We start from the raw sequence: 14848 nt of genomic DNA, 5'->3' as shown, positions 1-14848 counted from the left end.
CCTTCAGGCTCCCTGTTTCGCCAACCCTGCAAGCTGCGTCATCACCTGGGCCGCGCCCGTCAGGCGCCTTTCCGGCGTCGGGTAGTCGCGGGACAGGAACAGGCTCTGGTCGGGCCTGATCTTCGCCAGCGTGCCCTGCTTGGAAATGTAGCCGACAAGGGCCGCCGGGTTCGGGAATTGCTTGTTGCGGAACTGCACGACGACACCTTTCGGGCCGGCATCAAGCTTTTCGACATTCGCCACGCGGCAGAGCGACTTGATGTAGACGATCTTCAGGAGATGCTGCACCTCGAGCGGCAACGGGCCGAAGCGGTCGATCAGTTCGGCACCGAAAGCATCGATATCGCCAAGCTCGGTAATCTCGCCGAGGCGGCGGTAGAGGCCAAGCCGCAGGTGCAGGTCCGGCACGTAATCATCAGGAATCATCACCGGCGTGCCGACGGAAATTTGCGGCGACCAGCCGCTATCGGCGACTTCTTCATCGCCCTTGATCTCGGCGACCGCCTCTTCGAGCATCTGCTGGTAGAGCTCGAAGCCGACCTCCTTGATATGGCCGGACTGCTCTTCGCCCAGCAGGTTGCCGGCGCCGCGGATATCGAGATCGTGGCTCGCGAGCTGGAAACCGGCGCCGAGCGTATCGAGCGACTGCAGGACCTTGAGGCGGCGTTCCGCCATGCCCGTAAGCGTGCGGTTGACCGGCAGCGTCAGCAGCGCGAAGGCGCGCACCTTCGACCGGCCGACGCGGCCGCGCAGCTGGTAGAGCTGGGCGAGGCCGAACATGTCGGCGCGGTGGATGATCATCGTGTTCGCGGTCGGCACGTCGAGACCGGATTCGACGATGGTCGTCGAGAGCAGCACGTCGTAACGGCCCTCGTAGAAGGCGTTCATGATGTCTTCGAGCTCGGTTGCCGGCATCTGGCCGTGTGCGACAGCCACTTTCAGTTCCGGCACATCCTGGCGCAGGAAATCATGGATTTCCGAGAGATCGCTAAGACGCGGGCAGACATAAAAGCTCTGGCCACCGCGATAATGCTCGCGCATCAAGGTCTCTCGAATGACCAACGGGTCGAACGGCGAGATAAAGGTGCGCACCGCCATGCGGTCGACCGGCGGCGTGGTGATCAGCGACAGTTCGCGAACGCCCGTCATGGCGAGCTGCAGCGTGCGCGGGATGGGCGTCGCAGAAAGCGTCAGCACATGCACATCGCTCTTCAGATCCTTCAGCCGCTCCTTGTGCTTCACGCCGAAATGCTGCTCCTCGTCGATGATCAAAAGGCCGAGATTGGCAAACTTGATCGAGCTACCAAGCAGCGCATGGGTGCCGACGACGATATCCGTCTTGCCCTCGGACAGTTCCTTCTTCGTCAGCGCCAGTTCCTTCGAGCCGACGAGGCGGGAGGCCTGCTGCAAGCGGATCGGAAGCCCGCGGAAACGGTCGGTGAACGTCTTGAAATGCTGGCGCGAGAGCAGCGTGGTCGGCACGACGACGGCGACCTGAACGCCGTTCATCGCAGCGATGAAGGCGGCACGTAGCGCTACCTCCGTCTTGCCGAAACCGACGTCGCCACAGACGAGGCGGTCCATCGGCCGGCCGGCGCCGAGATCCTCGCGCACGGCATCGATGGCATTCGCCTGGTCGTCGGTCTCGTCATAGGGGAAGCGAGCGGCGAACTCGTCGTAAATGCCTTCCGGCGACACGAGCACCGGCGCATGGCGCACCAGGCGCGCGGCGGCGATCTGGATGAGGCCGTTCGCCATGTCGAGCAGGCGCTTCTTGAGCTTGGCCTTGCGCGCCTGCCAGGCGACACCGCCGAGCTTGTCGAGCATCGCATCGCTGCCCTCGCCGCCGTAGCGCGAGAGCAGGTCGATGTTCTCCACCGGCAGGAAGAGTTTTGCGTCGTCTGCGTAGACGAGTTCGAGGCAGGCATGCGGTGCGCCTGCCGCCTCGATGGTCCGCAGGCCGACGAAGCGGCCGATGCCGTGTTCGGCATGCACGACGATCGAGCCTTCGTCCAGCCCGGCGACCTCGGTGATGAAATCCGCACCGCGTTTGCGCCGCTTCGAGCGCCGCACCATGCGGTCGCCCAGAATATCCTGCTCGCCGATGACGACGATGTCACCGGTCTCAAAACCGCTTTCCAGGCTGAGAACGGCAGACCCCGCCTCACCCGGTTTCAGCTTGCGCAGGTCGGCAAATTTTTCGACGGGCACGACATTGGCGAGGCCGTGTTCGGACAACACCTGCAACAGACGGTCGAGCGACCCTTCCGACCAGCCCGTGACGAGAACCTTGGCACCCGACGCGCGCTTGTCCGCTATATGCGTCACGGCCTGGCCGAACACGTTGACGCGGGCGCCCTCGGCATCCTCGCTGCCGCTCGGCCGTGCCCAGCGCACGCCCGGTCGCGCCTCGATCGCCTCGACATGCCGCGCTTCGCCGTCATGCTCGTTGAACGGCGTCAGGCGGATGGCGTTGCGTTGATCCAGTTCCTGCGCGAAGCGCTCGGCATCAAGGTAGATCTGGCCGGGCGGAACGGGCTTGTAGGGCGTGGACTGCGCCACCTGCCCCTTACCGGGCGTCGCGGATGCCACGCGGGCATCGTAATAGTCACGCACCAGGCGCGAGCGTTCGACCGCCGATTCCCGCACCGTATGGTCGGTGACGATGCGAAAGCCTTCGAGATAGTCGAAGGTCGTCTCCAGCTCGTCGTAGAACAGCGGCAGCCAGTGCTCCATGCCGGCATAGCGCCGGCCCTCGGAGACGGCGAGGTAGAGCGCATCGTCGCGTGTCGCAGCGCCGAAGGACGCGAGATACTGCGTGCGGAAACGGGAGATCGTCTCCGGCGTCAGCGTTACTTCGCTCATCGGATTGAGGTCGAGCGAACGCGCCTGGCCCGTCGTGCGCTGGCTGGCCGGGTCGAAGGAACGGATCGATTCCAGCGTGTCACCGAAGAAATCGAGACGCACCGGTTCACCGCTGCTGGGCACGAAGACATCGAGAATGCCGCCGCGCACGGCATATTCGCCGACCTCGCGCACGGTTGCGACACGATCGAAGCCGTTGCGCTCCAGTCTCGCGGCCACATCGTCCATACGGATCTGGTTGCCGGGCCGGGCCGAGAAGGCGAGGCTTTCGATGATCGCGCGCGGCGCGGTCTTCTGCAGCATGGCGTTGACGGTAACCAGCACGATCGCCGCATGCGGCTTCTTCTGGTGGGCGATCAACGCCGAGAGCGCGGAAAGCCGACGTGCGGACACTTCGGCGCTCGGCGACACACGGTCATAGGGCAAACAGTCCCAACCGGGCAGCGTCAGCACCGGAATGTCGGGCGCGACGAAGCCGAGCATCTGTTCAAGATCGGAAATGCGCTGGCCGTCCGACAGAACGAAGGCGATCGGTCCGGTCTTGCGCGCAAGGTCGGCAAGGATCAGCGGCTCGACGCCTGACGGCACGGCACCGATGGTCAGCGGATGGCCAGCAGCCGCAATGCGTTCAGGGGAAAAACCGGGGATCATGCGCGGTCGTCTTTGAAGAGCGGAGAGAAATCGGGGCGATAGGCGGCGATGCGGGGGAAGAGGCCGTCGCGAAATTCCTCAGGCACCGGCATCTCGCCGGTCACCCATTTCACGAGGTCGTTGTCCTCCTCCTCCATGATGCGCTCCAGCTCGTCCAGTTCGATTTCGCTGAGGTTTTCGATCTCCGCATCGGCGAAAGCGCCGAGCACCAGGTCCATCTCGCGGATACCGCGGTGCCAGCAGCGAAAGAGGATGCGCTTGCGGCGTGGGGCGATCTCGGCGCTGGAGCGTGTCGTTCCCGTCATGATCGTCTTCACTTTCTACCGCTTGGATCGTCTGGCGCTTCTATAGACCGGCAAAAGCCACTTGTCAGCCTTGCCAAAGCGTCCTTCTCCGGCGATTTTGCCGGTCATGCGTCCCGCCCTTCTCGATCCGCTCTTTGCACCGCTTTCTTCCCTTCCGGGCATCGGCCCGAAGCTGGGAGACCTGTTCGCGCGCCTGCTCAACCAGGAGAGCATCGACGACTGCCGCGTCATCGATCTCGTTTTCCATTTTCCCCACAGCATCGTCGATCGCCGCAACCAGCCGGGCATTGCCAATGCGCAGCAGGGCGTCATCGTGACGATCACCGGCCGCGTCGATCGCCACCAGCCGCCGCCGCCCGGCAAATCGAACCAGCCCTACCGTGTCTTCCTGCACGACGAGACGGGCGAGTTGGCGCTCACCTTCTTCCGCGCCAAGGGCAACTGGCTGGAAAAGGCATTGCCGATCGACGAAACGGTGGTCGTCAGCGGCAAGGTCGACTGGTTCAACGGCCGGCCCTCGATGGTGCATCCGGATTACATGGTCCGGCTTGGCGAAGCGGACAACCTGCCGCTGGTCGAGCCGGTGCATGGCCTGACCGCCGGCCTGACCTCCCGCGTGCTGCGCAAGGCGGTGGAGGCGGCGATCGCCCGCGTGCCGCACCTGCCGGAATGGATCGAACAGACGCTGTTGCAGCGGGAGGGTTTCCCCTCCGCCTACGATGCGATCCATCGCCTGCACGATCCGCGCGACGAGACGGACCTCGATCCGCAGGCCCCTGCCCGCCGCCGGCTTGCCTATGACGAGTTTCTGGCAGGTCAGATATCGCTCGCCCTCGTGCGTCAGCGCCTGCGCAAGGTCGCCGGTCGGCCGGTCGTCGCGACGGGTGCGCTCAGCCGACCGGTCATCGACGCCCTGCCCTTTTCGCTGACCAACAGCCAGCAGGTGGCAATCGCCGAGGTGCTCAAGGATATCGCAGGCGAGCAGCGTATGTTGCGGTTGCTGCAGGGCGATGTCGGCGCGGGCAAGACGGCGGTGGCGCTGATGGCGATGCTGGCGGCCGTCGAATCCGGCGGGCAGGCCGTGCTGATGGCACCGACCGAAATTCTTGCCCGGCAGCATTTCGCCACGCTGTCCCGCATGGCAGCACCGGCCGGCGTTACTATCGACGTCCTGACCGGACGGACGAAGGGCCGCGAACGCGATGCCATCCTCGAGCGCATCGCCTCCGGTGAAACGCAGATCGTCATCGGCACGCATGCGCTGTTCCAGGACAATGTCGTCTATAACGACCTCGTGCTCGCCGTGGTCGATGAGCAGCATCGCTTCGGCGTGCACCAGCGCCTGCGACTGACCGCGAAGGGCATCTCGCCGCACATGCTGGTAATGACGGCAACGCCCATCCCGCGCACACTCGTGCTTGCGGCCTTCGGCGACATGGATGTGTCCAAGCTCACGGAAAAGCCGGCCGGCCGCAAACCGATCCAGACCGTCGTGGTGGCACAGGAGCGCGTCGGCGAGATCGTCGACCGGCTACGCGCTGCCCTTGCCGAGGGCAAGAAGGCCTATTGGATCTGCCCGCTCGTCGAAGAATCGGAAGAGAGCGACCTGATGTCCGTCGAGGAGCGGCACGCAACGCTCGCCAGCATCTTCGGCCCCGCTGCCGGCCTCGTGCACGGGCGGATGAGCGGACCGGAGAAGGACGCGGCCATGCTTGCCTTCAAGAGCGGCGAGACGCGGCTTCTGGTGGCGACGACCGTCGTGGAGGTCGGTGTGGACGTGCCGGATGCCACCATCATGGTGATCGAACATGCCGAGCGTTTCGGGCTCGCACAGTTGCACCAGTTGCGTGGCCGCGTCGGGCGCGGCGACGAGGCGTCGAGCTGCATCCTGCTCTACAAGGGACCGCTCAGCGAGAATGGGCGGGCGCGTCTTTCCATCCTGCGCGACACGGAAGACGGCTTCCGCATCGCCGAAGAGGACCTGAAGCTGCGCGGCGAAGGCGAGTTGCTGGGGACCCGGCAATCCGGCACACCGGGCTTTCTGGTGGCGAGCCTCGAAGCGCACGGCGATCTGCTGGAGATTGCGCGCAAGGACGCCGCCTACGTGCTGGAACGCGATGCCGACCTGACGAGCGAGCGTGGCGAGGCGATCCGCACGCTGCTCTATCTCCACCGCCGCGATGAGGCGATCCGCTTCCTGCGCGCCGGATGACCACAAAATCGTGATTTCGCCGATATAGCTTGTGAAGGCATACTTGTTTTGCACGAGCGAAGAAGGAGAAATGCCATGAAGACAGTTCTCATAGTCGCAGCAACGCGTGGCCTCTCGGCATCCGCAGCCTTTGCGGACTGTGCCGGCCACAGCAAGATCAATGCGGCCGCAGACGTCGACAAGACGATTACGACGGCGAGCGTCGTCACCACGGAAAAACAATCCCGTCTACCCGCAGAAGTGGATCCGATCCTTCTGGAAGACCAAAAAGACGTGACGGCTTCAAAGTAAGCCGTTCGAGCCATCCCTGTCGGGGCGGCTCGCCTCTCGTCAGCTCTTTTTCCTGGCTTTCGCCTTTGCCTTGCGCTGCTCTTCGCTCTCCAGCAACTGCAATGTCTTTTCCGGCGGCGTCACGAGCCCGACGGAAATGATGAGCTTGGCGGCATCCTCCGCACTCATGTCGAGCAGCACCAGTTTCTCCCGCGGTACATAGACGAGGAAACCTGCCGTGGGGAACGGCGTCGGCGGCAGGAAGCAGGCGACCATATCCTTGCCCATCGCCTTGAATTTCGTCGCGATCTCGCCGCGCGCATCGGTCGCGACGAAAACGATCGCCCAAAGGCCTGGCCCCGGATATTCGATCATCGCCGCCTTGTTAAAGGACGTGCCCTTGTCCTTCAGCACCGTCTCGAAGATCTGCTTGAGGCTTTTGTGTACCGTGCGCACCAGCGGCGTGCGGTTGAACAGCGAATCACCGAACTCAACGATGGTACGGCCGATGAGGTTCTTGCCGAGAAAGCCAACCAGCGTGATCAGCACGAGCGCCGTCAGCAGGCCGAAACCGGGAATGGCGAACTGGACATAGCTTTCCGGGTTATATTGCGCCGGAATATAGGGTTTTACCCAGCTGTCGGCCCAGCGGATGAAGGTCCAGGTCAACCATATGGTGATGGCGATCGGCGCGCAGATGACGAGGCCGGTCAGAAAATTGTTGCGCAGCCGCATGGCAGGCGACTGTCTCGGAAGGAGGTCGGTCATCGGGTATCCAGCGTGAGGCGAGCGTGGGAGGCCACTCAGCCGTAGAAACCCGGATGATAGGAAACGGTTCCCCCGCCGTAAACCGGTGAAAACGCCACACGCATGAAATACTCCGGCGGCACCCCGTCCAGCGTCAATTTCGGATCACGCTCGAAACCGAAACGACCGTAATAGGCTGGATCGCCAAGCAGCACGCAACCGGCCGCGCCCAAAGCCTTCAGGCGGTCCAGCCCTTCCCGCACCAGCCTGCTGCCGATGCCCGAGCCTTGCCGCCCGGGATCAACCGAAATCGGGCCCAGGCCATACCAGTCAGAGCTGCCATCGGAGACCGTAACCGGCGAGAAGGCGACGTGGCCGACGATCACCCCATCGACCTCCGCGACAAGCGACAACGTCAGGACACCGGCTGCCCGCAGGCGGTCGATGATGACATGTTCCGTTCCGTCGGCATGCGCCGCCGTCCGGAACGCCGTTTCCGTCAGCGTGCGGATGGCGTCGATATCGGTTGGCTGTTCAGGCCGGACGATCATTCGACCGTGACGGACTTGGCAAGGTTGCGCGGCTGGTCGACGTCCGTGCCCATGAACACCGCTGTATGATAGGCGAGCAGCTGGATCGGCAGCGAATAGATCATCGGCGCGATGATTTCGTCGACATTCGGCAGAACGATCGTCGCCATGGTCTCGAGCTTCGAGGCGGCAGCCCCCTTCTCGTCGGTGATGAAGATGATCCGGCCGCCACGAGCCGCCACTTCCTGCATGTTCGACACGGTCTTCTCGAAGAAACGGTCATGCGGCGCGATGACGATGACGGGCATGTTCTCGTCGATCAGCGCGATCGGCCCGTGCTTCAGCTCGCCGGCAGCGTAGCCTTCCGCGTGAATGTAGGAGATTTCCTTGAGCTTCAGCGCACCTTCCATCGCCAGCGGATAGCTGGTGCCGCGGCCGAGATAGAGCACGTCCTTGAACTTGGTGAGTTCGCGGGCAAGCTGTTCGATCGATGGCTGGATGGTGTTCAGCACGCTTGCCATGATGCGGGGCATCTCGGCGAGGTAGCGAACGAGGTCCTTTTCCTCTGCCTCGGTGAGCGTGCCACGCGCCCGGCCCGCACCGACCGCCAGCGCGGCCAGAACGGTCAACTGGCAGGTGAAGGCCTTTGTCGAGGCGACGCCGATTTCCGGACCGGCGAGAATTGGGAAGACCGCATCCGATTCGCGGGCGATCGTCGATTCCTTCGTGTTGACCACGGCGCCGATCTTCAGGCCGTGTTCCTTGCAGTAGCGCAGCGAAGCCAGCGTGTCGGCGGTCTCGCCGGACTGGGAAATGAAGAGCGCTGCCGAGGCGGAATTCAACGGGATTTCGCGGTAGCGGAATTCGGACGCCACATCGATTTCGACCGGCAGGCGGGCGTAGCGCTCGAACCAGTATTTTCCGACGAGGCCGGCGAGATAGGCCGTGCCGCAAGCGGAAATGGCAAGGCTCGGCACCTTGGCAAAATCGATATCCGTTGCAACGGGGCGAACCGTGTGGGTCAGGAAATCGACGTAGTGGCCCAGCGCGTGAGAAATCGCCTCCGGCTGTTCATGGATTTCCTTTTCCATGAAGTGGCGGTGGTTGCCCTTGTCGACCAGGTAGGCGGCGGCGGAAGAGATCTGCCGCGGACGCTCGACACGGTTGCCGTCGATGTTGAAGATGTGCACGCCCTCGCGGCCCATCACCGCCCAGTCACCGTCGATGAGATAGCTGATATCGTTGGTGAATGGCGCAAGCGCGATCGCGTCGGAACCAAGGAACATCTCGCCCTTGCCGTAGCCGACGGCGAGCGGAGGGCCGTTGCGGGCAGCCATGATGGTCGACGGATCATCCTCGAAGATGACCGCGAGCGCATAGGCGCCCGTGACTCGGCGCAGCATGGCATGCATCGCCTCGCGGCGGCCAAGGCCCTGCCGGAGATATTTTGCGACGAGCTGCGCGACGACCTCGGTGTCTGTCTGCGTCGCGAAGGTCGCACCTTCGGCCGTCAGCTCATCTTTCAGCTCGGAAAAATTCTCGATGATGCCGTTATGGACGACGGCGACGCCGTCGACGAAATGCGGATGCGCGTTACCTTCCGTCGGAGCGCCGTGCGTTGCCCAGCGGGTGTGGGCAATGCCGATGACGCCGGCCAGCGGTTCTTCCCCGAGCCGCTTTTCCAGATTGACGAGCTTGCCCTCGGCGCGCCGGCGCGCGAGCTTTCCGTCAACGATGGTGGCGACGCCCGCGGAATCATACCCCCGGTATTCAAGGCGTTTCAGGGCATCGACGAGCCGAGCCGCGACAGGCTGGTTTCCAACGATCCCGACAATTCCGCACATAAGCCGCTCCGTTCTTTCGAATGGTTTTGATTTCGTTCTTTTCGTAGAGATTTTTTACCGCGGCGCAACACGCCCATGCTCACTTTCAATTGCAAGCATTAATGTGAAACACGTGTTGTAACGGGGCAGATGCGGTGGCTATTCGGCCGCCTTCTTCTTGGCATCCTTGAGCGCCTGATTACGCGCGCGGATGATGGTAGCCCGCCCGGGCTTGTTTTCCTGCCGAGCACGGCCGAAGGCGACCGCGTCGTCCGGCACATCTTCGGTGACGACACTGCCCGACGCGACATAGGCGCCGTTGCCGATCGACACCGGTGCGACGAGCGACGAATTCGATCCGATAAAGGCGTTGGCGCCGATGTGGGTTATGTGCTTGTTGATGCCGTCGTAATTGCAGGTGATGGTTCCCGCGCCGATATTCGTCTTGGCCCCAATGACCGCGTCACCGATATAGGTCAGGTGGTTGACCTTGGCGCCCGCACCGATCTCCGCCTTCTTCACCTCGCAGAAATTGCCGACCTTCGCACGCTCGCCGAGATTGGCACCGGGTCGCAGCCGCGCATAGGGGCCGATTTCCGCATCCGCCGCGACATGGGCGCCCTCGATATGCGAGAAGGAATGGACGACGGTGCCGCTCTCGATGGTCACGCCCGGGCCAAAGACGACATTCGGCTCGATCGTCACATCCCGCCCGATCACCGTGTCATAGGACAGGAAGACGGTTTCCGGGGCGGTCATCGAAACGCCTTCGATCATCATTTCATGCCGGCGACGCTGCTGCCAGAGCCGTTCGATGACGGCAAGTTCGGCGCGCGTGTTGCAGCCGGTCAGTTCCTCCTCCGGCGCCTCGACGGCGATGGCACGGCCGCCTGCGGCCCGCACGATCTCAACGATATCGGTGAGATAGTACTCGCCCTTGACGTTGTTGTTGCCGATCCGGTCAATCAGGTCGAGCACCTTGCGGCCATCGATCGCCATCAGGCCACCATTGCAATAGGTGATGGCGCGTTCGGCTTCACTTGCATCCTTGTGCTCGCGGATCGCCAGCAATTCGCCGTTCTCGACGAGCAATCGGCCGTAGCCGGTCGGGTCCGCGGTTTCGAAGCCGATGACGACCACGTCCGCGCCGGCCGCAAGGCCATCGCGCGCCGCAATCAATGGTGTTTCGGTGATGAGCGGGGTATCCCCGAAGACGACGAGAACGTCGTCATAGCCCTTGGCGATGGCCGCTCGCGCCGCAAGCACCGCATGCGCCGTGCCGAGGCGTTCCGTTTGTATATGGACGGAGCTTGTGACCGCAGCGTTCTTCGCCGCCGCTTCGACCTTTTCCGCGTCGCGGCCCAATACCAACGCGATATCGGAAATGCCGGCCTTGGCGAGTGCATCAACGACGTGGGCGATCATCGGCCGGTTACCGACCGGGTGCAGGACCTTCGACTGCGACGACTTCATACGCGTGCTTTCGCCCGCTGCCAGAATGACGGCCAGGCAATTGCGCTTCGTGCGGTCTGCAGTCATGGGAATCCCTCGTTCATCCGAAATCGATGGCGTTCCTTAGCAAAAAGCCACGCGAAGAGACAAAGGGATTTCGCAACGGCTCATTTGGTGTTGCTGCGCAGCCGGCTTTCCGTCAGCAATCCGCTCTCGTCGAGGATCGGATAGGCGACCGACACCAGATGGGCGTTCACCCGCTTCAGGTCGCGCAGGATGTCGAGATGCAGCGAACTGGTCTGCAGACTGTCCAGCCGGCCGTCGCGCAACCGTTCGAGGTGGCGTTCGGAGGATTGTTTCTCCATGCGGCGCACATCGACCTTCACCTCCACCAACTGACGCGCCAGGCCGGAATCCCGTGTGACAAAAATCGTCTGGGCGATGCGCAGGTTCTCGATCGTCAGGTTGAAAAGGTTGGCAAGTTCCTTGTAGCCGTCATCGGAAAATTTCAGGCCGTTGACGATTTTCTTGCGCACCTGCTCCTGAAGGCCCTTTTCGATGATGTCGCCGACATGCTCGAGGTTGATCGCATAATCGATGATGACGATCGAGCGGGCCGCCGATTCGCCGCCCACGCCCTGCCTGCCAAGCCGCGAGAGATAGATCTTCACCTCTTGCTGCAGGGCATCGACCTGACGCTCCAGCTCGGCGACATCTTTCAGCGGCGCGAGATTGTTGTCGTTGAAGGCCCGCATGGTGCTGATCAGCATGGATTCGATTATATCGCCGACTCGCAGCACTTCGCGAGTCGCGCCGGAAAGCGCGATCACCGGCGTCGAAAGCGCGGTATCGTCGAGGTATTTCGGCCCGGTTTCCGGCTGCTTCTCCTCCGGAACAAGCTTTTCCATAAGGAGTGACAGTGGGCTGGAAAGCGGCCAGAGCACCAGTGCGACGGCGATGTTGAAGACGAGATGCACGTCGACCGGCAGTTTTGCGGCGGGGACCGGCAGCATCGCCAGCAGCCCGGCTACCTCTCCCGCGAAGGGAAGCACGACAAGACACCCCACGCCGCGAACCAGAAGATTGCCAAGCGTGACCCGGCGCGCGGAGGCTGCGGCCTTCAGCGTCGCGATGACCGGCGGCACGGCGCCGCCGAGATTGGCGCCGAGCACGAGGATGACGGTCAAGGCGGGGGAAAGGATGCCCATGGATGCGAGCGACAGGATCAGCACGACGACCGCAAGGCTCGACGAGGAAATGATGGCCAGCACGGTAGAGAAGGCGAGCGCTGCCGGCCAGGCGCCGTCGAGAAGCTTCAGGAATGCGGCGAGCGCTGGCGACTGGCGCATCGGCTCCGTGGCAAGGCCAAGTAGATGCAGGGAGAGCAGCATCAGGCCAATGCCGACAAGCGCCGAACCAAGGCCCTGCCGCGCGGTGGAGCTGCTCGATTTATAAAGCACGACGCCGACCAGGATGATCAGCGGTGAAATCGATTCGATGCCCGTCGCCACCAGCCAGGCGGTGACGGCCGTGCCGACATTGGCACCGAGCAGCACGATCTGCGCCATCCGCGCCCGCACCAGATTGCGCTCGACGAAAGAGGCGATCATCAGGGCCGTTGCCGTAGAACTCTGCAGGGCGACCGTCGCGACGAAACCGGCAAAAAAGGAGCGGAACGGCCCGCGCGTGCCAAGCGCCAGCCCGGAGCGCAGTTTGACGCCGAAGGCCCGCGTCATGCCGTCCTTCACCTGCGCGAGACCGAACAGGAGCAGCGCGACCGCGCCGAAAAGGTTGATCATGACGATTGTAGATTCCACCTTTGTTATCCTCCTCCACACCCCGGTCGCGAACGGACTCACGGCGGTGATCACGCATCCGAGCATGAATTTTCAAATTATGACAGTGGAATTCGTCGGAAATCTGCCAATAATTTCAAAAAAATTTGGTTTGCCGGCAAAGGAAATCGAAGCAAAGCCCGCTTGTGTGCGAGCGGTTATTTTGCGCAGCATTGCAAGCACGTTGCGCACTTCAATTCCCGTGAACTTTCCTTTAAGAGACGATTTCCGGCCGCATGGCCGCGTTCATGAGGAAATTTAGACGATGCTCGAAGCCCTGAGACGCGCCTCCCAGACCTGGGTGGCAAAAGCCCTGCTGATCGTACTGGTCGGTTCCTTCGCGGTTTGGGGCGTTTCGAGCTCGCTTGTCACGGGCGCGTCCAACTCCGTCGTCACGGTCGGCGACGTCAAGGTTTCGCCGACGGACTTCCGTCTGGCCTATGAGCGCCAGATCGCGACGATGTCACAGCGCATCGGCATGCGGATCAACGCCGAACAGGCTCGCGCCTTCGGTATCGAGAACCAGGTTTTTGCCGAACTCGTTGCCGGCGCCGCCCTCGACCAGCTTTCGCGCGACATGAACCTGGGTCTTTCCGAAGGCCGCCTCGCCCAGCTGATCGCCGACGATCCGGCCTTCCGCGGCGTCAACGGCCAGTTCGACCGCATGGCCTTCTCGTCCGTGCTTCGCAATGCGGGCCTGCGCGAGAACGACTATATCAACAACCGCAGCCAGGTGGCGATCCGCACCCAGGTGGTGGAAGCCGTTTCCGACGGCTACAAGGCCCCGGTCGTGCTGACCGAAGCGCTCCGCCAGTACCGCAACGAAGCGCGCACCATCGACTATCTGCTGCTGAGCAACGCCAATATCGACCCCGTGAAAGCGCCGGGCGACGACGTGCTCGCGCCCTGGTTCGAACAGAACAAGGCGAAGTACCGCGCACCGGAATACCGTAAGTTCATCTATCTCGCGCTTGAGCCGAAGGACATCCTGGACACGGCCGCCATCACCGACGAGGCGCTTCAGGCCGACTACGAGAAGAACAAGGAAAAGTACCGCACGCCGGCGACCCGCACGATCGAGCAGCTGACGTTTGCCGACCGCGCCGCAGCCGATGCCGCCGCCGCAAAACTCGCCGCCGGCACGACCTTCGACGCGATCATCACGGAACAGGGCAAGACCCCGGCTGACGTGCTGCTCGGCGATTTCACGAAGGCGAGCGTACCGGACCAGAAGTTCGCCGAACCCGCTTTCGCCGTTGCTGCCGACGGCGGCACGACGCCGGTCATCGACGGCACCTTCGGTCCGATCATCCTGCGTGTGACGAATATCCGCCCGGAAGTGCTGAAGTCCTTCGATGACGTGAAGGAAGAGCTTCGCAACGAGCTGGCGCTTTCCGAGGCCGCCGACGGCATTCTCGCCGTGCATGACCGCATCGAGGACAGCCGCGCCGAGGGCCTCAGCCTTGCCGAGGCTGCAGAAAAGAACAACCTGAAGGCCGTGACGATCGATGCGATCGACGCCCAGGGCAACGACCAGAAGGGTGAGGAAATCAACGGCCTGCCGGAAGAAGCCGCGCTTGTCGGTGAAATCTTCAAGACCGAAATCGGCACAGAAACCCAGCCGGTCAATGTCGGCCGTGAAGGTTATGCCTGGTTCGAAGTGCTCGACGTCATCCCGGATCGTGACCGCACACTGGATGAAGTGCGCGATCGCGTTGTCGCCGACTGGACGGCCGAGCAGCAGCGCCAGGCGCTTGCCAAGAAGGCAGACGAACTGGCTGAGCGTGTCCGCAAGGGCGGCGACCTCGCCGCTATTGCCGGCGAACTCGGCATTGCCGTTGAAAACAAGATCGGCCTGCATCGCGGCGCCCAGGATCCGGTGCTCGGCCCGGCGGCCGTTGCCGCGGCCTTTGCTGGTCCGGTCGGCCATGTCGCCAACACGCCAGGCGTTGATGGCGAAGGCCAGATCCTGCTGAAGGTTACGGAAGCAAACGCGGATACGGCAACCGACGCGCTCTCCAACGACGAGCAGCAGATCGCCGCCGTTGCCCGCGCCAGCGGGGACGACATTCTCGACCAGATGGTCAGCGCGCTGCAGACGGCCTACGGCGTCTCCATCAACCGCACGCTCGCCGAACAAAGCATCGCGCGGTAAGGG

The 14848-nt window shown here is 63.0% G+C and carries 11 protein-coding genes; 4 read left to right on the top strand and 7 right to left on the bottom strand.

The features are described from left to right. Positions 1-3: 3 nt before the first annotated feature. Both mfd and BSY16_RS05655 read right to left on the bottom strand, forming a co-directional pair. Positions 4-3516 carry a transcription-repair coupling factor gene (mfd, locus tag BSY16_RS05660; RefSeq protein ID WP_069058755.1) on the bottom strand — a complete coding sequence of 1171 codons (3513 nt, stop codon included), beginning with the start codon at positions 3514-3516 and terminating at the stop codon, positions 4-6. After that, positions 3513-3821: an FAD assembly factor SdhE gene (locus BSY16_RS05655; protein ID WP_069058754.1), complete on the bottom strand. Its 309-nt coding sequence runs from the start codon at positions 3819-3821 to the stop codon at positions 3513-3515. The genes mfd and BSY16_RS05655 overlap by 4 nt, the downstream gene beginning before the upstream one ends. Before the next feature lie 106 nt (positions 3822-3927). Between BSY16_RS05655 and recG the strand changes: the two genes are divergently transcribed. Both recG and BSY16_RS05645 read left to right on the top strand, forming a co-directional pair. Further along, on the top strand, positions 3928-6033 hold the full coding sequence (gene recG / locus BSY16_RS05650; protein WP_069058753.1) for an ATP-dependent DNA helicase RecG: 2106 nt from the start codon (positions 3928-3930) through the stop codon (positions 6031-6033). A 75-nt stretch (positions 6034-6108) separates the two neighbouring features. After that, positions 6109-6324: a hypothetical protein gene (locus BSY16_RS05645; RefSeq protein ID WP_069058752.1), complete on the top strand. Its 216-nt coding sequence runs from the start codon at positions 6109-6111 to the stop codon at positions 6322-6324. 39 nt (positions 6325-6363) lie between these two features. Here the strand turns inward: BSY16_RS05645 and BSY16_RS05640 are convergent, their stop codons facing one another. From BSY16_RS05640 to BSY16_RS05620, 5 genes are all read right to left on the bottom strand, one after another. After that, positions 6364-7071, bottom strand: a complete 708-nt coding sequence (locus tag BSY16_RS05640) for a DUF502 domain-containing protein (protein WP_069058751.1) — start codon at positions 7069-7071, stop codon at positions 6364-6366. Between the two features lie 35 nt (positions 7072-7106). After that, positions 7107-7601, bottom strand: a complete 495-nt coding sequence (locus BSY16_RS05635) for a GNAT family N-acetyltransferase (RefSeq protein ID WP_069058750.1) — start codon at positions 7599-7601, stop codon at positions 7107-7109. Then, positions 7598-9424 carry a glutamine--fructose-6-phosphate transaminase (isomerizing) gene (gene glmS, locus BSY16_RS05630; protein WP_069058749.1) on the bottom strand — a complete coding sequence of 609 codons (1827 nt, stop codon included), beginning with the start codon at positions 9422-9424 and terminating at the stop codon, positions 7598-7600. The genes BSY16_RS05635 and glmS overlap by 4 nt, the downstream gene beginning before the upstream one ends. 138 nt (positions 9425-9562) lie before the next feature. Further along, positions 9563-10942, bottom strand: coding sequence for a bifunctional UDP-N-acetylglucosamine diphosphorylase/glucosamine-1-phosphate N-acetyltransferase GlmU (gene glmU, locus BSY16_RS05625; RefSeq protein WP_069058748.1), 1380 nt, complete (start codon positions 10940-10942; stop codon positions 9563-9565). Positions 10943-11022: 80 nt separating this feature from the next. Then, the gene (locus BSY16_RS05620) at positions 11023-12672 is read right to left on the bottom strand and encodes a Na/Pi cotransporter family protein (protein WP_069058747.1); all 1650 of its coding nucleotides are present in this window, start codon (positions 12670-12672) and stop codon (positions 11023-11025) included. On the opposite strand from BSY16_RS05620, the gene BSY16_RS31885 reads away from it, so the two are divergent. Beyond that, the gene (locus BSY16_RS31885) at positions 12653-12952 is read left to right on the top strand and encodes a hypothetical protein (RefSeq protein WP_150129881.1); all 300 of its coding nucleotides are present in this window, start codon (positions 12653-12655) and stop codon (positions 12950-12952) included. The genes BSY16_RS05620 and BSY16_RS31885 overlap by 20 nt on opposite strands. A 3-nt stretch (positions 12953-12955) precedes the next feature. After that, on the top strand, positions 12956-14845 hold the full coding sequence (locus BSY16_RS05615; protein WP_069058746.1) for a peptidylprolyl isomerase: 1890 nt from the start codon (positions 12956-12958) through the stop codon (positions 14843-14845). Positions 14846-14848 lie beyond the last annotated feature (3 nt).

It is taken from the genome of Sinorhizobium sp. RAC02, assembly GCF_001713395.1.
Classification (GTDB): Bacteria; Pseudomonadota; Alphaproteobacteria; order Rhizobiales; family Rhizobiaceae; genus Shinella.
The sequence above is the reverse complement of the archived record's forward strand: the minus strand, read 5'-3'. Positions and strand labels throughout refer to the sequence as shown.

Bases quoted from the DNA above. Each gene is read 5' to 3' on its own strand.
- mfd (WP_069058755.1), bottom strand. From the start codon at position 3,516: ATGATCCCCGGTTTTTCCCCTGAACGCATTGCGGCTGCTGGCCATCCG.
- BSY16_RS05655 (WP_069058754.1), bottom strand. From the start codon at position 3,821: ATGACGGGAACGACACGCTCCAGCGCCGAGATCGCCCCACGCCGCAAG.
- recG (WP_069058753.1), top strand. From the start codon at position 3,928: ATGCGTCCCGCCCTTCTCGATCCGCTCTTTGCACCGCTTTCTTCCCTT.
- BSY16_RS05645 (WP_069058752.1), top strand. From the start codon at position 6,109: ATGAAGACAGTTCTCATAGTCGCAGCAACGCGTGGCCTCTCGGCATCC.
- BSY16_RS05640 (WP_069058751.1), bottom strand. From the start codon at position 7,071: ATGACCGACCTCCTTCCGAGACAGTCGCCTGCCATGCGGCTGCGCAAC.
- BSY16_RS05635 (WP_069058750.1), bottom strand. From the start codon at position 7,601: ATGATCGTCCGGCCTGAACAGCCAACCGATATCGACGCCATCCGCACG.
- glmS (WP_069058749.1), bottom strand. From the start codon at position 9,424: ATGTGCGGAATTGTCGGGATCGTTGGAAACCAGCCTGTCGCGGCTCGG.
- glmU (WP_069058748.1), bottom strand. From the start codon at position 10,942: ATGACTGCAGACCGCACGAAGCGCAATTGCCTGGCCGTCATTCTGGCA.
- BSY16_RS31885 (WP_150129881.1), top strand. From the start codon at position 12,653: ATGACGATTGTAGATTCCACCTTTGTTATCCTCCTCCACACCCCGGTC.
- BSY16_RS05615 (WP_069058746.1), top strand. From the start codon at position 12,956: ATGCTCGAAGCCCTGAGACGCGCCTCCCAGACCTGGGTGGCAAAAGCC.